Source organism: Paenibacillus sp. GCM10023250, assembly GCF_042653205.1.
In the GTDB taxonomy this organism is placed as follows: domain Bacteria; phylum Bacillota; class Bacilli; order Paenibacillales; family Paenibacillaceae; genus Paenibacillus_Z.
In genome coordinates this window covers 572853-599487 of record NZ_JBHSHY010000001.1, presented here as the reverse complement: position 1 = coordinate 599487, position 26635 = coordinate 572853, and the positions used below count along the sequence as shown (strand labels likewise).

Sequence of the window (26635 nt, the reverse complement as noted above, 5' to 3'; positions counted from 1 at the left end):
TTAAAGGAACCGTCGAACTCTGCGATTACCCGAGAAATAATAGCTGGAGGCGGGGAAATTACCCGCTTGCCGACTAGGAAAGAGCGCTGTTATTCGGCCGACGGTTCAATCGGCGCAACGAACGGATCGCTCCGAGCGTCAAATAGGGGCAGGCTCATTACCAATGCGCGTGATTGTTTATCTTTGCTTCCTTAAGGAGCGTCCTGGAGTTGAAAGTAAATATTCAACGTGAGGAGATGAGATTATGGAATGGCCATCTGTTCGAAATTTCCTTCATATTCCGTCTAATCTTACAGGGAATAATGTCTCTATTGCAGTGGTCGATGGTTACTTTCCGCCTCATCCGGATATAACGACAAACGATCGAAGACTTGTCTATCTAGTGGATATGATGTCGGTGGATGTAAAGCCTGAATTATTTCGAGCAAGCGAGACTCCTTGGAGAAGCAGCCACGGACTGATGACCGCAGCCGCAGCCGCAGGTTCCGGTTCGTTGTCTTCGGGTTATTATTCCGGTGCTGCGCCCGATGCTGAATTATATTTACTTCAGACGGGGGGCTTTAATACGGTTGAGGACATTGAAACTAAATGTACTGCGGCTTTAAGCTGGATTAGGGAGAATTGGAGGAAATTCGGTATTCGCGGGGTTGTTTTAACGGTAGCTTCTACGAGAGATACCGGGCTCCTGCCTTGGCAAATCGACCCGATTCGGATGAAATGCGAACAACTAGCCAAGGAGGGATTGCTCGTCGTTGTTGCTTCAGGTAATACGAGAGAGCTGACATGTAACGGTCCCGCCTCTTCCCCATCAGTATTAGCGGTTGGCGGTGTTATCGTGCCTCATGAAGGAAATCAGATACTTCAATACCATGGATGTAAAGGCATTACCTTTGATGGGAAACGAATACCTGAGATTTTAGCCCCGGCTGAAAATATTGTTCTGCCAATGCCATTTCAATCAATCGATGAGTACAGAGATCATGATACCGCGCCATATGATAACCTTCCAGAGGGCTATGCCAGAACGGAAGGCACTTCATTTGCTGCCCCAATCATCCTCGGTTGCGCAGCGTGTATTTGGGAAGCACATTCGGAATGGATGGCAAGTCAGGTTAAAACAGCAATGTTTGAGACGGCAATCTATAAAAATGAGTGGTACGGAAGCGAGGCGGGGCTTATTCAAGTCGGTGCTGCGGTGAGTTATTCGGCCGATGCAGCAATCGATAATCGACGAGATGATTTGGAGCCAATTATGACGGATGAATTGCATCTCGTTTCAATTATTCATGCGAAGCATCACAAATCTTCGGACGAAGTAAAACAAATGATGTTTCATTCAAACTCTACCAAGGTCCGGGCTGCGGCTATATGTGCAATGGCAGATTCAACTTTTATTACTAGGGGGGAAATGGAAGATTTACTTCGAGATCCGTCCTGTTATGTCAAAATGGCTGCTTTGTTTGCGTTGAATAATAGAGCTGATATTTGGGAGCATTTATTAGGCCATATCGCTGAACTTTTTAAGGATTCCGATCTTGATCTTTCCTATTGTGCCATCAAGTTAGCCTCAAGAATCGAACATCCGTTCTTCATTGAGCCCCTGGTTTCAGGATTAATGAATGATGCAATACTGCAGCGAGTATCGACGTTCGGTGCCAGATGCGAAGCACTCCAGCGATTAACGGGAATCTTTTACCAACCCGTACCTGAATTTCGTGAGGGTCAATGTTTTTATTCGGAACGAAGCACCGAGTCTCGGATACATCTTGCGTTATTATGGCAACAGTACATCACAACCCTTCGTGTATAGCGGCACTAACCGGGTACGAGAACGCGGCTTTCTCACGGAAGGTCAAGGATAAACTAGTCTTGTAAGATCAGTAATTAACCTGCTAAAACAATACGAATGATATCAATTAGCGGTCTAGTTAGAAGTGTTGCCATGTCAACTCTAAAACTTATCAAGGCCATAGAGCGGCTGCCGGATCTAGTTCCAATTTATAGCATATCCACTGTATAAATGTGGTAGTATGGAAATCTAAAGAACAAATTAGGCTTGGATGGTGATGATCATTTGAACCTCGCGAATAAAATAACAATTGTAAGAATTGGCATGATTCCGATTTTTCTCTTCACGCTCCAACATTATCCGGCCTCGATAGCAGAGCGAATCGGGGTTTTGAATTACCTCAACCGTGATGGGTTGTATTGGGCGGTCGGCATTTTTGTACTTGCATCCGCGACGGACAAGCTAGATGGTTATATCGCCCGTAAATATAATCAAATCACCAATTTGGGGAAGCTGTTGGATCCGCTCGCAGATAAGCTGCTTGTGTCGGCTGCTTTACTCGTGATGGTTCAGCAACAACTGATCCCATCTTGAATCGCAATTGTCATCATCGGCCGCGAGTTTATGGTATCGGGTATTCGCGTATTGGCAGCGGCCAAGGGAACGGCGCTTGCGGCGGATCGACACGGCAAATTAAAGTTAATACTCCAGGTGACCGGAATTACCGCCGTGTTAATAGGGAATTTCCCATTCTCGTATTTCACAGCTTTTCCGGTTGACCTGACCATTATAATGCTGGCAGCAGGTTTGACAGCCTATTCCGGTTACCGGTACATGAAGAATAATTACCGTGAATTGCTCTCGGAAACATAACCCACGGGAATGAAAGTTCGATCATGACACTTCGGGAGCCGTCTTCGGAACAATCGGCCGTCCGGCGTTCCACTAAAGACGCTCGGACACTCAACGTGTAGGAGGGAATTCATGAAGATCAACGCAGGGGAGCAGAAGGATCGTTGGATCGAAGCGATTCACGAGAATGACATTGGAGCCGTACGGGCCATCCTTGCGCAAAGCCCGGAACTATTGCATGCGTCTTTACCCGGAGTGGATGGCGGGGCGGCGCTTAGCTTGGCGGCGCAAGGCAATCACCTGGACATGGTCAAGGCGCTTGTTCCCTACGGCCCTACAGATGTGCAGCAAGCGCTATCCCGCGCTTCGATGCGAGCTCATCGAGAGGTCTCCGAGTACCTAGTCATGATAGGCGCGAATCCGAACGGATTGTATTCCGAGACCGCGATCGATTATGGGCCCGTTATCCTCGCGGCTTGCGAAGCTCTGAATCCGGAGGGCATCCAACTGATGATCGATCTGGGCGCGGATCCGAACGTCAAGCACCGTACAAGCCAAGGAGACATTCATTCTCCGCTCGGGTTCATCCTAGGCGCGTATGCCCGTAATACCCGCAGCAAACACGCCTGCCTCGAAGTGCTCTCCAACGCCGGCGTACCGCTCGAGGATACGCCCTTGATGGCTTTCCATCGCGGACGCTTGGATTTACTGGAGAAGCACTTGCGCAACGATCCGGATCTCGTTCGGCGGCGCTTCCAAGCGGAGGACATCTATCGGCCGGAGCTTGGGTTCAGTACGGCCATGACGCTAGCGCCCATCGAAGGCACGACGCTGCTTCACCTGGCGATGGAATATGACGAGTTTGACATCGCGGAATGGCTGATCGAACGCGGCGCGGACGTCAACGCCCGGGCCGCAATCGACGCCGACGGATGCGAGGGTCATACGCCGCTATTCCACGCGGCTGCAGCCGTCCTGTCGCCGACCGACGAAAGGACGAGATTCCTGCTCGCCCGCGGAGCCGACCCTGCGGTCCGGGCCACGATCCGCCATCCGAGAGACGGATGGGACGAGCTCGCTGACCGGGTATTTGAAGCGGTCACTGCCTTGGAATACGCGCTGCTCTTCAAGGATGCGCCCAGCTGGTGCAATCGCGATTCCATCCCGGTGCTAGCTTCATTGGACGAATAGGATGCTGCATCCCGAAGATGGTCGAGCGTTGAGAGGAACGGCGTGTTTAAGATAGCCGGCGATAGCGGCGTCTCACCAGGGCGCAGACGAGCAGCACGAACGGAATGACGACTTGGAACGGTACCGAGAACCAAGGCCACACATGCTGCTGGAATTCGATGACATCGAGCTGGCTGGGATGGAGAAAGAGCGACAGCTCCAGCAGCGCCAGCGCGAGCGGCACGACGTACATGCGATAATCCCGGCTCCCCAGCGTCTGCGCCAGCGCCAAGGCAGCGGCAAATAGGCATACGGTCAGCTTGGTGAATTCGCCGAACACCCACACGGTAAACACGATCGGTTCGATGCGCTCGAAAAAATCGCCGACGGAGATATACATCGCGGACGTGTAGGAAGGGAAGACTTGTTTGCTCGCGAGCTCGCCGAGCACCATGATATTGAAGAGATGGGACGTAATCAGCAAAACGCCGGATACGCCTACGGCCGAGAGGACGGTCTTCCGGATCCGCTCGCCTCGGTTCACGAACGGGATGATCATGACGAACAATACCGTTTCGCCCAGCGGGAACGTCGCGATCTGCGCGGCGCCGTCGAGGATGGGCTGCCAGCCGCCTTCGAGAACGGGCAGGAGGAAGCCCGGATCCATATCCGGGATCAACAGCACGATGAAGATCACGCTTTGAAGCGCGACGAAGATCAAGATAATCAGCGCGCACCGGCAAATCACTTCGATTCCTTTATACGCGGCCCAAGCCGAGATCGCGATCATGATGAAACTGATGACAAAGCTCGGGGTGCGAGGCAGCAGTACGGTGACCGTGAGGTCTTCGAAATTGCGCAGCACGTAGGCACCTAGCTGAAACCCGTAGCCCGCGTATAGAAGCCCGATTGCTTTCCCCGCCCAGGTTCCGAGCAGCGCCTGAGCGATATGAACGATGGACTGCTCCGGGAACGTCCCGCTTAGCGCCGCGTAAATCCAGGCGATGCCTAACCCGAGCAAGGCGCCGATGACGGCGGATATCCACGAATCGTGCCCGGTGGTGTACCCGATGGGCAGCGACATCGAGCTTGCTATCATGAAGACGTACATCAGCGTCCATAGCTCCGTCGAGGAGATCCGCCGATTGGTTCCGTAACTTTTCATGGGCACATCCCTTTCGTGAGACGATCACTTCACCAAGGAAGACAACCACTGCTGCAGGAGCATCGTAGGGCTCGTAAGCTGCAGGCCCAACGCGAGGCTTACCCCGACCGCCGCGCATAGCGCGAATAGAAGCACGACCGTCACGTAATCCCGTGTCTGCACCGACTTCTTCATCAGCTTCCACTGCACTCCGAACAGAACTCCAACGAACAGAACGTAGAGGATCGGCTGGATCATTCGGCGGCGAGCGAAGCGCCGATCATGCCGGCTCTTCTCAGGTGAATGCTGGCGGAGACGCTGACATCCGCTTGCGAAAAGATCGTATCCCACTCCCGGCGTACCGTCTTCCACGTTCCGTAGTGATATTGATGCACCGCCAGACCAAAGCCGAAGATATCGGCTTTCCACTCCGTCTGCGCTTTCTTGATCGTCCGAAGGGTTTGCTCCGCAATCCGTTTATTCAGCGAGCGTTCGATCATGTCCATGGTTTCGGCCTGATTGATTGCGCCCTTGACCGTCGCTTCATGCAGCAAGCCCTCTCCCTTCAGCTCGACGCGGATCGTCGCTTTGCCGTTTTTGACGATCGTTTTGACGCTTTTCCCTGCTTTGTTCAAGACGACGCCGACGCTCCCTCCAGCCTCCGGAATGTCTTCGGCCAAGTATTCATGCTTGATTTCGCCTTTGACCCACCTGAGACTCCTCGTCTCGATGTCATTCAAGTACCCGGCCAAGCGATAGTTTTTCATGACGGCCGTCGATGACAGACGGAAGACGGCTTGTCTCGACGACTCCGCTTCCTTCGATTCCATCGACGGCGGAGGAGGCTGAATTTCGACGGCGCCGAGTACCGGCACGATTCCGTCCCGCTCCTGGTCGATCAGATAATCCCGGAACGTGACCGCCGTGCCGACCTCGGTGCGCTCGAGCTCCCGCACTTCTTCGGAGGGAATGCGCTCGAACGGATGATCCGTCGAGAGAAACGCCGCCGCCTGCCTGCCTTTCGCCACTACGAGGTACGTGCGCAGCCGCGTGCCGGGATCCCGTGAATAATAATCCAGAATGTCCTTGATGCCCGTCTGGGCGAAGCGTTCGCCGATGAAGACCACCCGGCGGTGCCCTTTAAAAAATTTACGGGACAGCTGCTGCTGGCACTTCCGTTCGACATCGTAAATATTCGTGCCGGAAGCGGAGAGAACGTAGTACGTTTTGCCGAGCGCGCCAGAGGTCGGTCCGCCCGTGGACGGAATGGGCACCTGAATCGACACGTGGATGCGGCCGTCTTGGGTTTTGTCGAGCGACGAGGCCATGAAGAACGCGACATCGTTCATCTCGATCCGGTCCCAACAGCCGCCGAGCAGGGGGATCGCCGTTAGCAGCAAGAGCATCGTCATCGCTCTTCTCCATCCGTGGTTAGCCGCGCGCATTATGGCTTTTGTCCTTTCGGAATGCGGATTTGCCGTTTGCCTTCCGTCTGCGGCCGGAAGTACATCGTCCAGAGCGGCGCTCGAAAAATCGCATCCTTCAGCCCCTGAAACGTAACCGGTGATACCGGAAACAAATAGGGTACGCCGAGCGAAGAGAGGCCGGCCAAATGGATCAGAATGCACAGCAGCCCTGCCGTAATGCCGTACAGACCGAACATGCCGGCAAGCAATATCATCGGGAACCGCAATATGCGGAACGCGAACGAAAAATTATAGCGCGGAATGGTAAACGACGCGATGCCGGTCAACGACACGACGATAACCATCGGAGCCGACACGATGCCGGCTTGCACGGCGGCCTGACCGACGACAAGTCCCCCGACGATGCTGACGGCTTGTCCGATCTGCTTCGGCAGCCGCACGCCCGCTTCCCGCAGCGCCTCGAAGGTGCCCTCCATCAGCAGCGCTTCCACCAGAGCGGGGAAAGGCACGCCTTCCCTGGCGGCCGCAATACTGAGCAACAGCTTCGTCGGAATCATCTGCTGATGGAACGTGGTCAACGCCACGTAAATCGACGGCAGCAGCAGTGCCGCCATCAAGAGAATCAGCCGGATGAACCGGATCATATTCGCGAACAGGACCCGGTCGTAATAATCCTCACCCGCTTGCAGGAATCCCCAGAACGTCATGGGCCCGCTGATAACGAATGGGGTGCCGTCCGTCAGAATCGCGACCCGTCCTTCTAATAAGGCCGACACGATATAATCCGGGCGCTCGGTCACGAGATACTGCGGAAAAGGCGAGAACGAGCGTTCTTCGATCAGCTGCTCGATATAGCCCGATTCCAGCACGCCGTCGATCTGGATGCGCTGAATGCGCGACCGGATCTCTTGCACGACGTCGGCGTTCGCGATCTGTTCCAGGTACGCGACTGCCACCTCCGTTCGGGTGAGCTCGCCGACGGTCATCGATTCGATCTTCAATTGCGCTGTATGCAGCCGTCTCCGGAGCAGGCTCGAAGGCTTTCGGTAAACGAATCGCGGGGACCTCGGATCGTGTTCTCGGAAGAGGTTTGTTCGATGGCTCGCGTTTTTCCGCCCGGTATGCTTAGGACGAGCGCTTCCGTCTGGCCGTCGATCAGGAGCGCGACCATGCCTTTCGCGATTTCGCGCACGAGGACGGTCACCGCCGCCGCCCGCTTCACTTGCGTAATCGCGATGCACCTAGTCTGCAGATGGGATAGCAGATCCTGTCCGTCGTCTCGCGGCGCCGACGCTCCGGCGGCCATGAGCGGCTTCAGCAGGAATTCGTCCAGCTGCTGGTCTTCAATAAGTCCGTCGATCGCCACGAGCAGCGCTTTCGTCTCGCCGCCGATTCGGAACGAACGGAAAATCATGTCCGAGCAAGCATGAAACCGGCGCTTCAACTCCGCTTCGTCGTCGGCCAACGATGCGGTTAGCCGGGCGTCTTCGGCTGCGTCCGGCATCGGGTTGTCTTGATACACTTTCGACATCGTTCTCATTCCACCGCCTAAGCCAGGACAATCTTACAGGTAGTATGAGCAACGCGTTCCAATTTATGCCGTTAACCAAGTCAGTTCGAGGGAGTGCGTATCCTTTGGATGCCCGTCTGCGCCATGACGGGCCGGCGTGCCGGCGTATCGCGCCCGCCGCACTGCATATGAAGGGAATACTTTACGGATATTAGGAGAGAAGCGGAACACCCGATTCGGCCGGGCGGCCTTTCTTATCGTGCTGTGCCCGGCTTGAACGCATTTCATTTCCGGCCAGCCCCGTATTCAGCCAGGAAGGAAGGTGATTCTTATGTTGACCGTCAACCGAAGGGATCCGAAACCGATCTGGCAGCAATTACTGGACCAGGCGATTGCGAATATTACGAACGGGCATTGGCGGCCGGGCGAACAGTTGATTCCGTCCAGGGAGCTGGCGCAGCAACTGGGCGTCTCCCGCTCAACGGTCCAGCTCGTCTACGAGGAGCTGCGCGCCCGGGGATATATCGATACGTCCAGACGAGGAGGGACCCGCGTCACCTCGTGCTGGACGATCGATGCTCCATCGCCCCCTCAACGCCTCGAATGCCCGGTCATTCCTTCCATCCCTGTCCTTCGTACGTCGATCGGCCGATTAGAACAATGGTTCAAGGGAGAAGAAGCGGGGGAAGCGGCGATCGATTTCAGTCCGCATGAGCCTTATGTCGATGACACCTTCCAGAAGCTGTGGCGGCAAGCGTTCCTTCAGGCTTCTTCCGGCATGCATCCATGCGATTGGGCTTACGGAAATGCTTACGGTTATCAGCCTTTGCGCGAGCAGATCCAACGCCACCTGTCGCATGAACGCGGCATTCACGTGCGGCTCGACCAAATCCTGCTGACTTCCGGCGCCCAGCACGGCATTGATCTGATCGCGCAGGCCTTGCTCGTCGAAGGGGATACGGTCGCGATCGAAGATCCGGGTTATCCGGCCGCCGGCCTGGCCATGAATTATCGCCGCCTGCGCGTGCTCCCCGTACCCGTCGATGATCAGGGTCTCGTCGTCGGACGAATGCCCCCGGGAACCAAATTGGCTTTCGTCACGCCGTCACATCAATGCGCGGCGGGGGTCGTCATGGCGGAGCCGCGCAGGCAGCAGCTCCTCCGCTGGGCGACGAGTAACCGAAGCTGGATCGTCGAGGACGATTACGATAGCGAGTTCCGTTACCATGGCGAACCGTTGCCGACCTTGTTCAGCCAAGCGCCGAATCACACGATCTACGTCATGAGCTTTTCCAAAATGATCGCTCCCGCGCTCCGTTTAGCCGCGCTGGTAGGTTCCGCCGAGGCAATCGCCCAGCTCGCGTCCGTGCAGATGCTGAGCAATCGTCACCTGCCCATCATGGAGAGCGTGACGCTTGCCCGATTCATGGAGCAGGGCCACTTCCTGCGTCACATGCGAAGAGTTCGCATTTTGTATCGGCGCCGGTACGAAACGATCATCAAGTCGATTCATGCCTGCGGCTTAAGCGCGCGGCTGACGATCACCGGCATTCAGACCGGCGCGCATATCTTGCTCGAAGCCGAGCCGTCGTTCGACGAACGACAAGTCACCGCGGAGCTATTGCGTCGAGGGGTTCGCGTATATCCGCTCAGCCCGTATTGCATGGCATGCGACCGAAGAGGCCTGGTCCTGGGCTTCGCCAAGGTCGACGAGCGCTTGATTGAGGAGGGCATTCGTATTCTCGCGGACGTCTGCATGCGAACGTGACCGCGGCTCCAAGACACTATATCAGCGCTTGGATTAGCTGTACACGTCCAATCCGGCCCCGTTGGACCAATCCATAACAGGATTCGTCTTGATTTTGCGGCTCTTTGCATGTGCAAAGGCCTTATTTGCGTGCATTTCGGGTCATGCTGATGCGTGCTTCGGCGGAAAAACTCCTTTTTTTACCGTTTGACGTCTTCGGATTCGCCCCTGTAACATTCGTCAACGTGATCACTTCGCCGATGCGTGTCGCTGCAGATTCACGCCGTGGCTATTCAGTTTTGCACTAGTCGACTAGTTCGCATGATTATCCATTTGGAAAGAGGAGACCAGAGCCATGACACCAATGACGATGCAGGGAGCATCCATTCGCCCGTTCCATGTGAACATTCCCGATGAGGAAATTAAGGACCTGAAAAGACGCATCCTGGCAACGAGATGGCCGGAGAAGGAAACCGTCCCGGACCAATCGCAAGGGGTCCAGCTCGAAACGATACAAGAACTTGCGCGTTACTGGGCTGACGAATACGACTGGCGCAAAATCGAAACGAAAATCAACGCCTATCCGAATTTCATGACGGAGATCGACAGTCTTGATATCCACTTCATGCACATTCGGTCCAAACACGAGCATGCGATGCCGATCTTGATCGCACATGGTTGGCCAGGCTCGATTATCGAGCAAATGAAGCTCATCGAACCGTTGACGAATCCGACGGCGCACGGCGGAACCGAAGCGGATGCGTTCCATGTGGTGATTCCGTCGATGCCCGGGTATGGATTTTCGGGTAAGCCGACCGCGACGGGGTGGAATCCGAAACGGATCGCAAGCGCTTATGCCGAATTAATGAACCGGCTCGGCTACAAGAAGTATGTGGCGCAAGGCGGCGATTGGGGGTCGATCGTCGTCAACTTCATGGGCGTTCAGGAACCGGAAGGCTTGCTGGGGCTTCATACCAACATGCCCGAGGTGATTCCTCCCGAAGTGGACGCGGCGATCTGGTCCGGCAATCCGCTGCCGGCCGGCCTCTCCGCCGACGAGGTCAAGGCATGCGAGCAGATTCGCGAAAATAAGTTTTATTACGCCTTTTTCATGGGAACGCGTCCGCAGACCTTGACCGGCTTGGTCGATTCGCCAGTCGGGTTGGCCGCATTCATGATCGATCACGATTGGAAGAGCATGGCGATGATCACGAGATCGTTTGCCGGCGTGGAAGAAGGCTTGACGCGCGATGACGTGCTCGACAACATCTCGCTGTTCTGGTTCACGAAGACCGCGATTTCCGCCGCGCGGCTGTACTGGGAGAATGGGAACGCCGGCATCTCGTTCTTCGCTGTCAAGGGCGTCAAGCTTCCGGTGGCCGTGAGCGTCTATCCGGATGAAATGTACGAGGCGCCGCGGAGCTGGACGGAGAAGGCGTACCCGAATCTGATTCATTACAACCGATTGCCGAAAGGCGGGCATTTTGCCGCCTGGGAGCAGCCGCAATTCATGATATCCGAGCTTCGCACGGCGTTTAAGTCGCTGCGATAGTATCATTCGATTCGCGAGAGGTCCCTGTGGGCCTCTTTTTTTTGGTTGTGCACCAGGCCTTATTAGGGCCGGCAGGGGGCGATGGATGCGAAGCCGGTGGGGGCGGCTTAGCTGGAAATATTGGAACCGCGGACGGACGTTCAATCCATCCGTAGACGTATGATAAAAAGGCCGTGCCGCGATATACTCTTCCCAACGAAATACGCGAACACATGACCGGCCGCGGGCATTCCCGCGGGTTATTCAACCGCCGGTCATTCTACCGCCGGTTGAATGCCAGCGCTCAACTGCTGCTTGATAGGTTGGCATTCGCGGGTGTGCTATGCTGAGGTCGTTATCGCGATTCTGCCAAATTTTGATAGGGAGGTTCTAGCATGTCCACGGAGCAAAAAGCGGCGTACTCCGCCTGGTCGAACATTCGGTACTCCATACGGCTGCACTGGCGGGCGAGACCGCTGACGCTGATATGCTGCGCCGTCTCGGCGCTGGTCGGCGTCGGCTTGCCTTTCGTAAGCATCCTGATGCCCAAGGTCGTCATCGACAACCTGACGGCCGGCGTCACGCCCGGCGCGTTCATTCTGACGGTGGGCGGCCTGGCGCTTCTGCTGGCCGCGCTCAGCAGCGCGAAGAGCTACGCCGACCTCATCACCCATGAATCGGTCGGGACCATCAGCATTCTGAAGCACTTGCAGACCGTCATGCGTAAGCAGCTGCATATGGACTACGAAGTGCTCGAGAGCCCGGGGTACGCCAAGCTGGGCGAGAAAGCCTCGCGCGCCATGCAAAGCAATCATTCGCCCGCATCGAACATTCCGCGCAACCTGTCGCAGCTGCTCATGAACGTACTGGGCTTGCTGGCCTACGGAACGGTGATCGGTTCGGTACATCCCCTGATTATTCTCGTGCTGGCCGCTTCGGCGGGAATCAATTGGTTCGCGCTCACCCGCGCCCGCAAGACGGAGAGGAACACGCGGGAGGAGCGCTCCAAGCATCAGAGCAAGCTCTGGTATCTGCAGAGGGTGTCGAAGGAGCCGTCCGGCGGTAAAGACGTGCGTCTCTACGACCTCGGCCGCTTCATCCGCGGACTCTTCCGGTCCGTACTCGCGGAGAGCACCGACAGCGAGAAAAAGGTCGCGACAAGCGATATGAAGGCGCAGCTCACGGATGCGGCGCTCAGCCTGATCCGCGACGGAGCCGCGTACGCGTTCCTGGTCTACCTGCTGATGAACGGCGATATGACCTTGGGCAATTTCGTGCTCGTCTTTGCCGCCATCGGCGCGTTCGCGGGCTGGCTGTCGGGCATCCTGACCAGCGCCAGCGATCTGATGCGCGCCTTAAGCGAGCTGTCGGACATCCGCGCTTACCTGGATGTGCCCGATCGTTCCAATACCGGCGCCGGCCATGCGCTGCCGACCGGCGACCGGCTGCCTCCCGCGATTACGCTGCGCAACGTCGGCTATACGTATCCGTCGGCTGAGTTACCGACGCTGAGCGGCATCGATCTGGCGATCCGGCCGGGAGAGCGGATCGCCATCGTCGGGGCGAACGGAGCGGGCAAGACGACGCTGATCAAGCTCTTATGCGGACTCTATCAGCCGACATGCGGCGAGATTACGCTCGCCGGCGTCGACGTGAAGCGCTATAACCGGGATGCGTACTTCTCGCTGTTCTCGACGGTCTTTCAGGATATTCATCTCTTCTGCTGCGATATCGCCGGCAATGTGTCGCAGCAGCCCCCGGAGGAGACGGACTACGAGAAGGTAGCGAGCTGCCTCGCCAAGGCCGGTCTGATGGAGAAGGTAAGCGGGCTGGAGAAGGGCGAATCGACGCTGCTCGTGCGCCGCGTGCACGCCGACGCCGTCGAGCTCTCCGGCGGCGAGATGCAGAAGCTGGCGCTGGCGCGCGCGCTGTATAAAGACGCGCCGGTGATCATCCTGGATGAACCTACGGCGGCGCTCGATCCGATCGCCGAGAGCGAGATCTACCAGCGTTATGCCGAATTGACCGCGGGCCGAACCTCGATCTACATCTCGCACCGGCTGGCCAGCACGCGGTTCTGCGACCGGATTCTATTGATCGACGACGGCCGCATCGCCGAGTGCGGCACGCACGACGAGCTGATGCGCGCGGGCGGGAAGTATGCCGAGATGTTTCGCGTGCAGTCTCACTACTATCAGGACGAGGAGGGCACAGGTCATGAAGAAGCATTCCATCTGGCGTAATCTGAGCCGCGGTTACGGCATAATCCATCGGTTGACGCCTGGCTACATTTCGCTTACCGTCGTCTCCTCCTTTATCAAGGCGGTCCAGCCGCTGATGGTGCTGTTCCTGTCCGCCCAGATCATCAACGAGCTGGCCGGCGCACGCGACCTCGGGCGCATCTCGCTGTATGCCGGGCTTGCCGTCGGGCTGGCGTTTGCCGGCTCGGCGATCCAGGCCGCGGTGACGCGCCGGATCACGACCTTGAACAGCACGCTGTGGGCGCGATTCTACTTTTTCCTCGGCAGCCGCTATATGGAGCTGAATTACGATCAAGTGGAAGACGCAATGAACAACGAACGGTTGGCGGATATCGAGGCCAAAACGAACGGCAACGGGCTCGGGCTCCTGCGCTTGCACTACAGTTTACCGGAATTATTGCAGTCGATCTTCGAACTGACGGCTTCGGTGTTCCTGTTCGCCGGGATGTTTACATCCGCTTCGGCCTATACGCATACGTTCGTGACGTCGCCGCTTGCCACCGGGCTGCTGATCCTCTTGATCCTGCTTAATCTCCCCTTTACCTACGCGCTGAAGAAGCGGGAGAAGCGGATCAAGAAGCAAGTGTTCGACGAGAACCCGAAAGCCAACACCTACGTGCATTTCTTCAACGAATATATGCAAGCCAAGAATGCCGCCAAGGACATTCGCCTTTATAACCAGGCGCGGGCGATCGAAGAGCACTACAATCAATCGGTCGGCGCGGAGTTCTGGTACCGGATCTTCAATTTGTTCGGCAGGAACAACGCCTTGGCGGCGGCGATGAACGCCGTGCTGGGCGGCTGCGTCTATCTCTTCATCGGGCTCCGGGCGCTCTACGGCATGTATCCTTTGGGCAGCGTGGTGCAATACATCGGCGCGGTGACGGGCGCGGTCGGCGCCCTGGCCAAACTGGTCTCGGTACTGGGCAATTACTTGACCAACAACCCGTATCTCGAGCTCGTGTTCGAATATCTCGACCTGCCGGACCATACGCGCAAGAGCGAGGCAAGCAGGCCTATCCCGCAGGACGGACTGGCGTTCGAATTTCGCAACGTGTCGTTCAAGTATCCCGGGTCCGACCATTACGCCATCCGGAACCTCAGCATGTCGCTCACGATCGGTGAACGGCTGGCCGTCGTGGGGTTGAACGGCAGCGGCAAGACGACCATGATTAAGCTCCTGTGCCGGCTGTACGAACCGACGGAGGGGGTCATCACGTTAAACGGCGTGAACATCCGGGAGTACGACTATTCGGCCTATATGGGCGTGTTCAGCGTCGTGTTTCAAGATTTTAAGCTGTACGCCTTCTCCCTTGGGCATAACGTTGCCGCTTCCGAGCCTTATGACGCGGCGCGGGCGGAGGATGCCCTCACCCTGGCGGGGCTCGGCGATAAGGTGAAGCGGCTGCCGAACGGGCTTCATACCTACTTGCACAAGGATTATTCCGACGACGGCGTGGAGGTGTCCGGGGGCGAAGCGCAGAAGGCGGCACTCGCGCGGGCGCTGTACAAAAACGCGCCGTTCGTCATCCTGGACGAACCGACGGCGGCGCTGGACCCGATCGCGGAATTCGAGATCTATTCGCGCTTCAATACGTTGATCGGCGGCAAGACGGCCATCTTCGTCTCCCACCGGCTCTCGTCCTGCCGGTTCTGCCACGACATCGCCGTCTTTCACGAAGGCCGGCTGGTGCAGCGCGGCTCCCATGCCGAGCTGATCGCCGACCGAAGCGGGCAATACGCCGAGCTCTGGAATGCGCAGGCGCAGTATTATGTCGGGGCGTGAAGAATGGATCGAGCCTGACGAACGCACGGTAAGGCTTGAACGGGAACTCGCAGTAATATTAATACAGCCGGTCATTTCGGATCGGCTGTTTTTGTTATTTCGCGGGCTGCCTATCCATGCGAGACAGATTCGATAGGTTTGTTTACATCTTCGAAACATTCGTTTCTTTTTTTGGAACAAGGATTTGTTACAGTGTACTTGTGATTGATCGAGGGTGTCTGACACGATTGGCACGAATAGGGGAATGACAGATAAAAAGGAGAGATTGACATGATTCGAAGAATGACCGCAATGAAACTGATCCCGCTGCTGGCCGCTGCCTGCCTGTTCACGGCTTGTGCGGAGGGAGGGAACGAACCGCGAATCACCGTCGTAAGCGACGCCGACAGCAAGGCGGGGAAGCCCGACATGCCCGTCGAGTCCATCGAGAATATCGTGCAGCTTGATCAAGCGGAGATCATGGACTGGGTCGACGAGCATACGATTATCGTGGCGAAGGAAAACGAAGCCTTGGGCAAGATGTCCCTGGCCGAACTCGCGGATTCGTATCCCCGAAGCCTGTATCTGTATGACCTGGATACGCGCCAATACACCTTGTTGAAGGAGCAGAAGAATGCCCATTTGGGCGGGGCCGTCCTGTCGCCCGACAAGAAGCATCTGATCTATGCCGAGTATTCGCTTGGCGATTCCGTCTATAACGTGATGAATATGGACTCCCTGGACACGTTCCGGTTGACCGGAGCGCCGATCGGAGGGGCTGCGAGCGCGAGCTGGGCCGATTCCGCGACGATCGTAGGCTCGGCGTATAGCGGCGGCGCGTATCTCGCGACCTTGGACGGCCGAATGACGGCGGCCGGCAAGCTGGAGGAGGCGGGGCTGTATCTCGTGGAGAAGATCGGGGACACGCTCTACTACAACACCCAATCCGACGCGTCGCTCAAGGCGCTGAACGTCGTAACCCTGGAGCAGAAGAGCTTGCACCTCGACAATGTGACGAACGTCCTTCCTTCGCCGGACGGCCGCCAGCTGCTGGTGCGGCAAGTGAACGATGCCAAGACGACGCTTCTCCTATGCGACTTGAACGGCAAGATCGACCGGACGATCGCCGAGGGGACGGAGCTGACCGGCATCTCGTGGTCGCCGGATCAACGCATCGTCGCCTACGGCCTGCGATCCGATGCGAACGGCGCGGCCGTAAACGGTCTCTATCTGTACGATATGCTGACCGATAAGTCCACCCGGATCGCCGTCGATTTCGAACCGGTCACGACCGCTTGGAGTCCTTCCGGCGAGCGGCTCGTCTACGCGGAATGGAACGAGAAGCCCTCCCGGAGCGGCGTCATCGATATTCATTTTTCCTTGCAGCGTTAACCGCAGCAGCAAATAGCCGGCCCGTCCGCCGCCATCGTTGGCAGCGGACGGGCTGGCTTCGCGCTGTTCACGAGACCGGCTCGCCGTAGGCAGGAAAGACAAGGCGGAACAGGGTGCCTGCCGAATCGGTATGGACGAGCGCGATGGAGCCGCCCTGGGATTCCGTGTATTTCTTGGCCAGCGAGAGGCCGAGTCCGGTGCCGCCGATTTCGCGCGACCGGTTCCGGTCGACGGTATAGAACGGATCGAATATTTTGTGGGAGACTTCCTTCGGAATCCCGATGCCCGTATCGGCGATCTCCATGACGACCCGTCCATCGGTTAAGGCCGTCTTGACGAAAATGCGGCCCCTCGGTTTGTTGTACTTGATGGCGTTATCCAGCAGATTCACCAGCACGATGGAGAGGAGCTCCTTATCGGCCTCGACGTATGCTTCGGCAAGCTCGGTCTCCGCCGTGATGCCGAACTTATCCATCTTGCCTTGCAGGCTGTCCAGCACCGTCCGCATCTGCTGCCGTACGTCCAGCTTCTCCTTGTGGAATTCGAATTCGTACTTCTCCAAGGCGGAGAGCTGCAGCACCTTCTCGACCATCTCGTACAGCCGCTGCGTATCGCCGAGAATGTTCGTTTTGGCCGTCTCGAGCAGCTGATCGTCGTCGGGATACATCTCCAGCAGATCCAGATAGGACTTAATGGATGTCAGAGGGGTCTTGAACTCATGCGTGACGTTGCCGATGAACTGCTTCTGCTGCTGATCGAGCTGCGATAATTTGCGAACCGCCAGAGCCAGCTTCTCCCGCTCCTGGTCCTTATCCTGCATCGTCTTCATGATCTGCCGGCTCATCATGCGGATCCCTTCGCTGAGGGCTCCGATTTCGTCCTTGCGCCGCAGTACGGCGGGGGCCAGATTGCCGGCGCGAATCTGATCCACCATTCCGTTCAGCTTCATGATGCCGCTCGCGAACGAATTGAAGTAGAAGTAAGCGAGGATGAAGCTGAGGATGAATACGCTCGCGCCGATGGTGATGAACAGCTGCCTGATCCGGTCATGGAACGCTTGGTCGTCGGCCAACGAATCATAGAACCGCACGACGCCGACCTGCCCGCTGCCTACTCGAAGAGGGGCGAAGTAATAGAGCGAGTCGTTCTCGATCAGATAGGCGGTTTTGTCGCGGAGCGCGAGGTCCAATGTCTTGCGGATGCCATCCGACGCCGTCAGCCCCGGATTCGAACTGAGCACGGCTCCGTACTGATCGTAGAGCACGACCGATTGTCCCGTAATCAGCTCGAGCCGCTTGGCGAAATCCCGTCCTTTGGCGGCTAGAAAGGTGTGAGGCACCTTGCGGGATTCCTCCATCAGCGATTGGAGCAGGTAGATATTCGCGGTTGCGGCCTGTTGGGCGAAGTAACGCTCCAGCTGGGCTGTCTGATTCTTCTTGATGCCTTCGAGCACGAGCAGACTAAGGATGAAGACCGTCAGCAGCAGCAGGAACGCCAGGAAAATGCTGAATTTCAGCTTGATGCTAATTCTCACGGTAGCCACCCAAGACTTTGTAGCCGACGCCATGCACGGTTTGAATCATTTTGCCGCTTGCTTCGCCGAGCTTCTTGCGCAGCCGCTGCACATGAATATCGACGGTTCTCGTGCCGCCGATGTACTCGATGCCCCAGACCCGATCCAGCAGCTGCTCCCGCGTGAACACCTGATCCGGGCTGGATAGGAGCAGCGTCAGCAGGTCGTACTCCTTGGGCGTCAGATCCAGCGACTTCGTGCCGACAAAGGCCGTTCGCTTGGACAGCTGCAGCACCACTTGGCCGAGCGAGAGCTCGGTCGCTTCTTGTTTGTCCTCCGCGGCCTGCATCCGCCGGAGCAAGGATTTCAGCCGGGCAAGCAGCTCGCGCATGTCGAAGGGCTTGGTCATATAATCGTCCGCGCCGAGCTCGAGCCCCAATACTTTGTGGACGATATCTTCCTTGGCGGTCAGCATGATGACGCCTATCCGCCGGCCCTTCTCCCGGAGCTTCTTCAGAATCTCGTAGCCGTCCGTTCCGGGAAGCATGACGTCGAGGATGAGCGCGTCCGGCTTGAACAGCGGCAGCCGCTCGAGGGCCGCGTCGCCGCGATGGACGACGTCGACGGCGTAGCCTTCCCGCCGCAGCGCGTAGGCGATGGCGTCCGCGATTTTCTTTTCGTCTTCGATGACCATAATTTTATCGCTCATGAAGGTTCCTTTCGTTCGTGGCATCCTACGGGTTCTCGTTTATCTTATCATAGCTGTAGACAACGATGATTAATAATGGGGAAGTTGCTGGGAGTACCTGACCATTGTTCGAATCGGCTTGCCCGGTTCGAAGCAGTTTGCCTGGTTCGAGGCAGCTTGCCATCGTTCGCGTAGAACCTTAACGCGGTTAATTACCTCGCTTATCAATTGTAACCGAATCGGTTACAAGGTTCAATGTAAGGTACGGCGCCCGGGGAGTCAACCGTTATTAACTTCCTGTTCCATTGTAGCGCTCCGGTGCAATCTGCACAGTACAAGGGGGAGGCAGCGGGGGAATGAACGGGAAGCGAAAAAAGATGAAGCGCGCTCGCTTCATCCTTTTCGTATCCCTCTTTTCGTATGCCTTCGGGGGAAGGGTTAATTTTTCACGTAGACCCGGAAATAATCGAGGCTGAACTTCGCCGGGAACGTGGCGGCGGTCGGATTGCTGTTCGGGCTGCCGCCGATGGCGAGGTTGATCAGCACTTGCGGCGCGGGGCCGAACCAAGCGAAATTGGTCCCTTTCACCATCGTGCCGTCGACCCACTTCTGAATCTCGCCTTCTTTCCAGATGAGCGTGTACGTATGGTAATCGGCCGAGAAGTCGATGCCCGGATGCCACACCCATTGATTCGTCATGATGCTGTAGTAATTGTCGCCCTCGCCGGAGCCGTGATCGTAGCCGGTCCAGTCGTAGTGGTTCTGCGTCGGGGAGTTGAAGAATTCGAAAATATCGATCTCGGAATTCGTCGAGCCCGTGCCGCCGGGCGAGTACATCCAGAAGGCCGGCCAGGTGCCGACGCCGTTCGGAATCTTGGCGCGCAGCTGGAACATGTAAGTCTTGCCGTTCGACGGATAGAACGTCTCCTTCGTCGTGATCTGGCCGCTGCTGATGCCGCCGTCGTAGACGCCGCCGAGATTGGCGACGGCCGTCAGATCGAGCGAGTTGGCGGTCAGGACGTGGTTCGTCGCATTGATCGGCTGGTAGCGCTGCCATTCTTTGTTGATGACCGTCGTGCCCGCGATGCCGTAGGCATTGAAATTGTTCGAGAGGGAGGTCAAGCTGTTCACGCCGCGCGAGGTGCCGAACGAATAGTCTCTGTAGAGCGTGTAGCCCGCGAGGCTCGGTCCCTCGGAAGAGACCGGCGTCGTCCCGTCGGAGACGATCAGCTGCGGTGCGTTAACGCCTTCCTTGGAGGCGAAGGCGACCTCGCTTCCGGCGGCGGACTTCAAAATGACCGAATACGTGCCGTTCGCCGTGACGAGGCCATTCACGCGAAACGAATACGTGCTGCCGGCGACGAAGGTCGTGTTTTTGGAATCCAATAAGCTGCCGACGGCGGGTTGATTATTCCAGGCGAGGGTGGATTCCGTCCACGCGGTATTGCCCATTCCCGCATACGCTTCGATCGTGGCCGTCCCGCCGGTCACGCAGGTCACTTTCAAGATCGCGTCTTGAATCGTGTCCGCGCCGCCGGCCGTGAATTTCAGATACGCTTTCTTGTTCTGAGCGCCGTAGACGGATAAGCTTGCCGTGGAGCTGCCCATGAAGCTCGTGCCCCACATCCATGCGTCGTCGGAAGCGGCGAAGGCGAGCGATTTCGCCTTGGCGTCGTTGCCGAACGAGATAAACAGTACGGCCGCCATAACGGCCGCCATGAAGAGCTGGAACGCCGGTTTTATCCGGATGGTCATGTCAATTCCTCCTATTCGAGATGGATCATCGCCGAACGGTTACGCAAGTTCGCCTCCTTTCCGAAGTCGAATGCTCGCTAGGTTGATCATGATGCCATGCAGGGGAAGCACGTCTATTTTATACGAAGCGGGCGGGAGATACAGCGGACGAATATGACCGGATTGACGTTTTTGATACCTCTTGGAGGGTGGGGGAGGGTGGGATTTGTAAGCGAAGGAAGACCGCAACTAACCTTGCGGAAGAAGCGTCTAATCGAATGGGATAGAAAATTATGGGAGGTGGCCGGAGTTAAGCTGCGCTATTTGCTGCCATGGGTGATCTTCGCGGCCGGGTGCATCGCCTTCCTGATCGATCATCGTGACACGGGCCTATCGGCGCGCGAAGCGGAGGGAATAGCCCTCCGGCAAGCCGAGCGGGACGGTTACGCGGATGCGAAGCTCTGGACCCGATATGGGACGGAAACGTCGACGAGATATTTCTACTCGGAAGCCGACCGGAAGGACGTGCTCGTCTGGTCGGTCGAAGTCGACGCCGCCGGTAATCCGCCGATCAAGAATACGCCGGCCGTCATTTACTACATCCGGAAGCACGACGGTTCGGTCTTGAATACGATTCGAGGCTTGACGCGGGCGGGCATGGATCTGCATGTCAGCGATACGGAAGTCCGCGAAGGAACTTATGCCTTCAAACTGACGAATAACGGGAACGCGGCCTACACGATCCTATCGATCGAGCCGGCCTTGAACGCGGACCTCCAGACGGAGGCGATCCGTAAACGGTTTCCCAAAATCGCCGTCCGGAAGACGATTATGCCGCATGCCGAGCTTACCGTTGAGGAGCCGTTGGCAGAGGAGGGCGCGGCCCTCGATAAGCAAGCGGTGAACAATCAAGCCATTCTGCTCGGATTTATCATCGAGACCCTGGAAGAGTCCGGGCCTTCGCTGATCGTGGACGATCGATACCGGTCCTTGGCGGAGGTTCCGTGAAAGCCAGCGGCGCCTTAACCATCCAGCAGCCTCAGGCGCTTGATGTCTTGAATCGGCGGCAGACCGAACATTCTGGCATACTCGCGGCTGAATTGGGAAGGGCTCTCGTACCCGACCTGAAAGGCGACGTCCGCGGCGTTCGCCGATTCGGCGAACAACATCTGCCGGGCGGCCTGCAGCCTCAGCTTCTTTTGGAACTGGATGGGGGTCATGGCGGTAACCGCTCTGAAATGCCGATGGAACGTCGGAATGCTCATATTGGCCTGCTCCGCGAGCTCCTCGATGCGAAACGACCGGTTGTAGTGCGCCTTAATATGATCGATGGCCGCTTTGATTCGAAATGCGCCGCCGCCTTCGACGGCCAATTGCGCCAGCGTCCCCCCGTGTTTCCCTTGAAGCACGCGGTACAGGACTTCCTGCATCAACAGCGGCGCAAGCAGCGGAATATCCGCCGGCGTATCCAGCAATCGCGTTAATCGCGTCACGGCATCCAAGAGCGGCGCATCCACCTCGCTGATAAACATGCCGCGCTTCGCCTGCTCGAGCGGCGAAGGCTGGATGCCGGACGTCTTCATGACCTGCAGCACTTGCTCCGGCGTGAATTCGAGCTTCAGCGCCAGATACGGCATCTCGGGGGAGGCTTCCGTGATTTGGCTGATGACCGGCAATTGCATGGAAGCCACCAAATACTCGTCCGGGCCGTACGGGTACCGCTCCCGGCCCAGCAGCACTTCCTTCCGCCCTTGAAAGACGAAGCATACGGACCGGTCGTGAACGCCATTCCTCGGCTCGGTTAATTTCGTATGCCGAGATAAGAAAAGCGACGGAATCGACGTCGGATGGACGCCATTCTCCTGTTCCGTCAGCCGTTCGATCAACCCGGCGAGCGTCTCGCGAAGTTGTTGCATCTGTGGGGCCATATCCATTCTCCTGTGCAGATTTCGTTTGAGACCCATCATAGTATAACAGGCCGTCCGCGTGCAAATCCCATGATAGGATCAGGCAATCATTTGAAACGATTTTGATAACGGTTGACCGCTGATTTGTCGCATAATAAAGGGGCTCGAGATGAGCCCAACCCGATCTATTCATGGAGGAGATCTACTATGACAACACTGCAAGCACCTATCGGCTCCGGATTCGGAGCTTCATCAACCGCAGCAGAAGTTATTCGCGGCATAGATTTGACCGGCAAGAACGTCATCGTCACGGGCGGTTACGCCGGCATCGGGCTGGAGACCGTTCGCGCGCTCCGCTCCGCCGGCGCTACGGTCATCGTGCCTGCCCGCGACATCGCCAAAGCGAAGGCGAATCTAGCCGATATGCCGGACGTCGTGCTGGATGCCATGGATTTACTGAGTCCCGCGTCGATTGATGCGTTTGCGGACCGTTTCCTAAGCCGGTTCGATCAGCTGCATATTCTGATCAATAACGCGGGCATTATGGCAACGCCGCTGGCACGCGACGTACGGGGCTACGAATCGCAGTTCGCGGCGAACCACCTCGGCCATTTTCAGCTCACATGCCGTCTGTGGCCGGCGCTCGTTCGCGCGGAAGGCGCGCGCGTCGTGGCGCTCTCGTCCTACGCGCACCGTCGCGCGGGGATCGACTTCCGGGACTGGAATTTCGAGCGACGCGACTATAACCCCTGGACCGCCTATGGTCAAGCGAAGACGGCGAACGCGCTGTTCGCCGTCGCGCTCGATTCGATCGGACAGCCGTACGGCGTGCGCGCGTTTTCCGTCCATCCGGGCGGCATCGCAACCGATCTGCAGCGGCATCTGTCTCAGGCCGACATCGACGCTCTTGACTTCCTCGATAAGAACGGGAAGCCGATCATCGATCCCGCCAATAACCGGAAGACTCCTGCGCAAGGAGCCGCGACCAGCGTATGGTGCGCGACTAGTCCGCGTCTTGACGGCATGGGCGGCGTGTACTGCGCGGATTGCGAGATCGCAAGGGCGCTGCCGAGCGATGCATCGACCGAGATGCACGGCGTACGGCCTCGCGCGACCGATCCCGTAGCCGCAGGCCGGTTATGGCAGCTGAGCGAGCAGCTCACCGGCGCGAAGCTCGAACTTGATTAACAGTAGCCGCATCGCGTATGACCCATGATAGAAAGGAAATCTACCGGATGCGTAGAATGAACTAAGTACACCGCAGGCAGCCTTCGTTCCGTTGGCTGTCTTGCGTTCGACGCTCTGGCGCCCGAGCGCAGCGATCGTATAGACGCGGCCGTTCTTGGTTATACCACTAGCGTCACACGCCCAGGCCAGTCGTTAAGGGAGGTTGTTCATGAAAGCGATATTGGTCAACGAGCAGACGAAGCAGCTGTATATCGGCCAAGCCGCCGAGCCGTCGATCTCGGACGGCGAGCTGCTCGTCAGCGTCAAAGCGACTGCCCTCAACCGGGCGGACCTGCTGCAGAAGCGCGGGTTGTACCCGCCGCCGCAGGGCGCATCCGAGGTGCTCGGACTTGAAATGGCTGGCGTCGTCGAACAGCTGGGCGCCGGCGTGAAGGGCTGGCAGCCCGGAGACCGCGTGTTCGCGCTGCTGCCTGGAGGCGGATACGCGGAGCGGGTCGCCATTCCGGCCGGGATGGCGATGCGGATTCCGGACGGATTTTCATTCGAGCAGGCGGCGGCGATTCCGGAAGTGTTCCTTACCGCTTATTTGAATTTGTTCGTGCTCGGAGGGCTGCGGGAAGGCCATACCGTATTGATTCATGCGGGAGCAAGCGGAGTCGGTACCGCCGCGATCCAGCTGGCGCGTGAAGCGGGAGCCGTCTCGATCGTAACCGCCGGCACGAAGGAAAAGCGCGACGCGTGCCTCGCGCTCGGCGCCGGCCAGGCAATCGATTATAAGGCAGGCCCGTTTGCCGCGGCCGTGCAGGAGGCAACCGGCGGGCGAGGCGTGGACATCATCATGGATTTCGTCGGCGCCCCGTATTGGCAGCAGAATATCGAGTCGCTCGCGACGGACGGCCGATTGATAATCATCGGTACGATGGGCGGAGGCAAAGTAAGCGAGCTCGATCTGGGCTTTCTGCTGCGGAAACGGCTGCAGGTCATCGGCACGGCGCTGCGCTCTCAGCCGCTGGCGGTCAAGCTCAAGCTCACCGAGCAGTTCGTCGGTTTCGCGATGCCGCGCTTCGCGGACGGACGCCTGCGGCCGATCGTCGATTCCGTGTGGGAATGGGAGCAGGCGAATGAAGCGCATGCCCATATGGAGAATAACCACAATACCGGGAAAATCATTTTGCGCGTCCATGACTAGGAGCTGCGGGCGGCATCCCGCGAATACGCGAACCGCGCAGCAAGTGTCATAGCGGCCCGGCCTGGAAACAACATCTCCCCGAGGTGTTGTTTTTTTGTGCCGTGACAAGGATACAACGCGGAGACATTTTGATCACAAGTCGGCGAAGAGATGATCACATCGCTGGTTTATATTGTTAACCGGGACGCCTGCGCGATGCGCAACTAAGCGTAGTCCCGGAAAGGTGAAAGGACGATGAACGAAAAAGGTTTGTTCCTCTCGCTCAGTCTCATGGTGCTGCTGCTCGCTGCCTGCAGCGGCAATAACGCGGGCGGCGGCGATAATCCGTCGATGGCGGCCGGACAAGGAGCCGGAGGCCATGACGGAGCCGCCGGCACGCTGGGAGGAAGCGGCCAGCCGCCTGCTAAGGAAGCGGATGCCGAAGCCGCGGGCCGGAAGGAAGGGGACGGCGAGCAGTCCGGTCCAGTGAAGCTCGTATTCGCCACGGTCAATCCGAGCGCACAGCTGAAGGCGTCCGTGAAGAAGTACGAATCGCTGCATCCGAACGTCACGATCGAGCTGACGTACACCCAGACCGAATTCAAGGACATCACTTCACAGGAAGCGAACATCGAGAAATACATCACGACGACCAATGCGGCGATGCTGGCGGGCAAAGGCCCCGATCTGCTCGAGCTGGACCTGCTGCCGGTGGACAAGTATGCAAACCGGCATCTGCTCGCCGATCTGAACGGCCTTATGGAGCAGGACGTCTCGTTCAAGAAGAGCGATTATTTCGCCAATGTGCTGGACAACAGCGAGATCGGCGGAGGCTTGTACGCCATGCCGCTCTCGTACTATCTGTACGGGCTGATCGGCGATTCGGGCGCGATCGGCAAGACCGGGACGCAGATCGACGACAAGAACTGGACGTGGGACGAGTTCTCGGACGTCGCGAAGCAGCTGGCCCAGAAGGGCGGCAATACAACGGTGCTTCTCAGCAGTCCGGATTACTTGCTCGGAGAGATGGTCAGCGAGAATTATCCGCTGTACGTCGATGAAGCGAACCGTAAGGCGAAGTTCGCTTCGCCGGCGTTCACGGGCTTGCTGCAGCGGATCAAGACGATGTTCGACGAAGGCATCGCCGAGCAGGTCGAACGCAGCGCCGGCAAGGGATCGATAGCCACCTATTTCCAGGACATGCCCGTTCAATCGCTGTCCGACTATTTATACGTGATGGATGCCTATGAAGGACATGCTAAGCTCTATACGAAGCCGCACATGCCCGAGCTGGGACCGGGCGGCTACTTCCAGACGAACCAGACCGTCGGCATCAACGCGAGCTCGCCGTTCAAGGAAGAGGCCTGGCAATTCATCGCCTTTCTCGCAGCCGAGGAAGCGGTGACCGTCCCCGCGGATAACACCGCCGTCAACTACTCCATCAGCGATATCTCCTTCGGCGGCTTCCCGATCAGCCGGATCGCCTATAACAAGCAGATCGAGCAGGCTCGAAAGGCCGGAACGGTCAGCACGCTCCCGAACGGTCCTGCCGACGGGGTGACCGTCACAGCCGACGGACCGCAGCTCGACCAGCTCGACGATTACTTGACGGGCGCGGTTCACGCCGTAGGGAAACCATCCCGGATCGACGAGATCGTCTCCGAAGAGAGCGAAGCCTACTTCAAGGGGCAGAAGTCGGCGGAAGACGTCGCCAAGCTCATTCAGAATAAAGTCGCGCTGTATCTGAACGAATAAGAACGCGAACGCGTGAAGCCAAGCAAAACGGCAGCCGAAGAAAGATCGGCTGCCGTTATTGTCGTATGGATGGAAGTCAGGGAGGGATGCATGT

Annotated in this window: 18 protein-coding genes and 2 pseudogenes; 12 read left to right on the top strand and 8 right to left on the bottom strand. The window is 57.6% G+C overall.

The window, feature by feature from the left end; all coding sequences use genetic code 11:
* Positions 1-244: 244 nt before the first annotated feature.
* The 3 genes and pseudogenes from ACFPB1_RS02725 to ACFPB1_RS02715 all read left to right on the top strand — a co-directional run bounded on the left by ACFPB1_RS02725 (position 245) and on the right by ACFPB1_RS02715 (position 3832).
* On the top strand, positions 245-1810 hold the full coding sequence (locus ACFPB1_RS02725) for a S8 family serine peptidase (RefSeq protein ID WP_379221598.1): 1566 nt from the start codon (positions 245-247) through the stop codon (positions 1808-1810).
* 246 nt (positions 1811-2056) lie between these two features.
* A pseudogene (gene pgsA / locus ACFPB1_RS02720) lies at positions 2057-2662 on the top strand (CDP-diacylglycerol--glycerol-3-phosphate 3-phosphatidyltransferase).
* Between the two features lie 111 nt (positions 2663-2773).
* Positions 2774-3832, top strand: coding sequence for an ankyrin repeat domain-containing protein (locus tag ACFPB1_RS02715; protein WP_379221596.1), 1059 nt, complete (start codon positions 2774-2776; stop codon positions 3830-3832).
* A 46-nt stretch (positions 3833-3878) separates the two neighbouring features.
* Here the strand turns inward: ACFPB1_RS02715 and ACFPB1_RS02710 are convergent, their stop codons facing one another.
* From ACFPB1_RS02710 to ACFPB1_RS02695, 4 genes and pseudogenes are all read right to left on the bottom strand, one after another.
* A complete protein-coding gene (locus tag ACFPB1_RS02710; protein ID WP_379221594.1) occupies positions 3879-4976 on the bottom strand; it encodes a GerAB/ArcD/ProY family transporter in 1098 nt (365 codons plus the stop codon).
* 24 nt (positions 4977-5000) lie between these two features.
* A complete protein-coding gene (locus ACFPB1_RS02705; RefSeq protein ID WP_379221592.1) occupies positions 5001-5165 on the bottom strand; it encodes a hypothetical protein in 165 nt (54 codons plus the stop codon).
* 44 nt (positions 5166-5209) lie between these two features.
* On the bottom strand, positions 5210-6367 hold the full coding sequence (locus ACFPB1_RS02700) for a Ger(x)C family spore germination protein (RefSeq protein WP_379221590.1): 1158 nt from the start codon (positions 6365-6367) through the stop codon (positions 5210-5212).
* Between the two features lie 32 nt (positions 6368-6399).
* Positions 6400-7796, bottom strand: a pseudogene (locus tag ACFPB1_RS02695) (spore germination protein).
* Between the two features lie 427 nt (positions 7797-8223).
* Between ACFPB1_RS02695 and ACFPB1_RS02690 the strand changes: the two are divergent.
* The 5 genes from ACFPB1_RS02690 to ACFPB1_RS02670 all read left to right on the top strand — a co-directional run bounded on the left by ACFPB1_RS02690 (position 8224) and on the right by ACFPB1_RS02670 (position 16588).
* Positions 8224-9660, top strand: coding sequence for a PLP-dependent aminotransferase family protein (locus ACFPB1_RS02690; RefSeq protein ID WP_379221588.1), 1437 nt, complete (start codon positions 8224-8226; stop codon positions 9658-9660).
* Positions 9661-9994: 334 nt separating this feature from the next.
* Entirely contained in the window at positions 9995-11191 is a 1197-nt protein-coding gene (locus tag ACFPB1_RS02685; RefSeq protein WP_379221586.1) for an epoxide hydrolase family protein, read from the top strand.
* A 374-nt stretch (positions 11192-11565) separates the two neighbouring features.
* Positions 11566-13413, top strand: a complete 1848-nt coding sequence (locus ACFPB1_RS02680) for an ABC transporter ATP-binding protein (protein WP_379221584.1) — start codon at positions 11566-11568, stop codon at positions 13411-13413.
* Positions 13388-15217 (top strand): ABC transporter ATP-binding protein, encoded by a 1830-nt coding sequence (locus tag ACFPB1_RS02675; RefSeq protein WP_379221581.1) that lies wholly within the window; start codon positions 13388-13390, stop codon positions 15215-15217. The genes ACFPB1_RS02680 and ACFPB1_RS02675 overlap by 26 nt, the downstream gene beginning before the upstream one ends.
* Before the next feature lie 270 nt (positions 15218-15487).
* A complete protein-coding gene (locus ACFPB1_RS02670) occupies positions 15488-16588 on the top strand; it encodes a hypothetical protein (protein ID WP_379221579.1) in 1101 nt (366 codons plus the stop codon).
* Positions 16589-16655: 67 nt separating this feature from the next.
* On the opposite strand, the gene ACFPB1_RS02665 is transcribed toward ACFPB1_RS02670, so the two are convergent.
* The 3 genes from ACFPB1_RS02665 to ACFPB1_RS02655 form a co-directional block, all read right to left on the bottom strand.
* Positions 16656-18122, bottom strand: coding sequence for a sensor histidine kinase (locus tag ACFPB1_RS02665; RefSeq protein WP_379221577.1), 1467 nt, complete (start codon positions 18120-18122; stop codon positions 16656-16658).
* Positions 18112-18810: a response regulator transcription factor gene (locus ACFPB1_RS02660; protein ID WP_379221575.1), complete on the bottom strand. Its 699-nt coding sequence runs from the start codon at positions 18808-18810 to the stop codon at positions 18112-18114. The genes ACFPB1_RS02665 and ACFPB1_RS02660 overlap by 11 nt, the downstream gene beginning before the upstream one ends.
* A gap of 417 nt (positions 18811-19227) precedes the next feature.
* Positions 19228-20544, bottom strand: coding sequence for a DUF7594 domain-containing protein (locus tag ACFPB1_RS02655; protein WP_379221573.1), 1317 nt, complete (start codon positions 20542-20544; stop codon positions 19228-19230).
* Between the two features lie 279 nt (positions 20545-20823).
* Between ACFPB1_RS02655 and ACFPB1_RS02650 the strand changes: the two genes are divergently transcribed.
* Entirely contained in the window at positions 20824-21531 is a 708-nt protein-coding gene (locus ACFPB1_RS02650; RefSeq protein ID WP_379221570.1) for a hypothetical protein, read from the top strand.
* Between the two features lie 14 nt (positions 21532-21545).
* Here the strand turns inward: ACFPB1_RS02650 and ACFPB1_RS02645 are convergent, their stop codons facing one another.
* The gene (locus tag ACFPB1_RS02645; protein WP_379221568.1) at positions 21546-22451 is read right to left on the bottom strand and encodes an AraC family transcriptional regulator; all 906 of its coding nucleotides are present in this window, start codon (positions 22449-22451) and stop codon (positions 21546-21548) included.
* Positions 22452-22637: 186 nt separating this feature from the next.
* Between ACFPB1_RS02645 and ACFPB1_RS02640 the strand changes: the two genes are divergently transcribed.
* The 3 genes from ACFPB1_RS02640 to ACFPB1_RS02630 all read left to right on the top strand — a co-directional run bounded on the left by ACFPB1_RS02640 (position 22638) and on the right by ACFPB1_RS02630 (position 26541).
* The gene (locus ACFPB1_RS02640) at positions 22638-23618 is read left to right on the top strand and encodes an oxidoreductase (protein ID WP_379221566.1); all 981 of its coding nucleotides are present in this window, start codon (positions 22638-22640) and stop codon (positions 23616-23618) included.
* A 208-nt stretch (positions 23619-23826) separates the two neighbouring features.
* Entirely contained in the window at positions 23827-24807 is a 981-nt protein-coding gene (locus ACFPB1_RS02635) for an NAD(P)H-quinone oxidoreductase (RefSeq protein ID WP_379221563.1), read from the top strand.
* A gap of 234 nt (positions 24808-25041) precedes the next feature.
* Positions 25042-26541, top strand: coding sequence for an ABC transporter substrate-binding protein (locus ACFPB1_RS02630; RefSeq protein WP_379221561.1), 1500 nt, complete (start codon positions 25042-25044; stop codon positions 26539-26541).
* Positions 26542-26635: the final 94 nt, after the last annotated feature.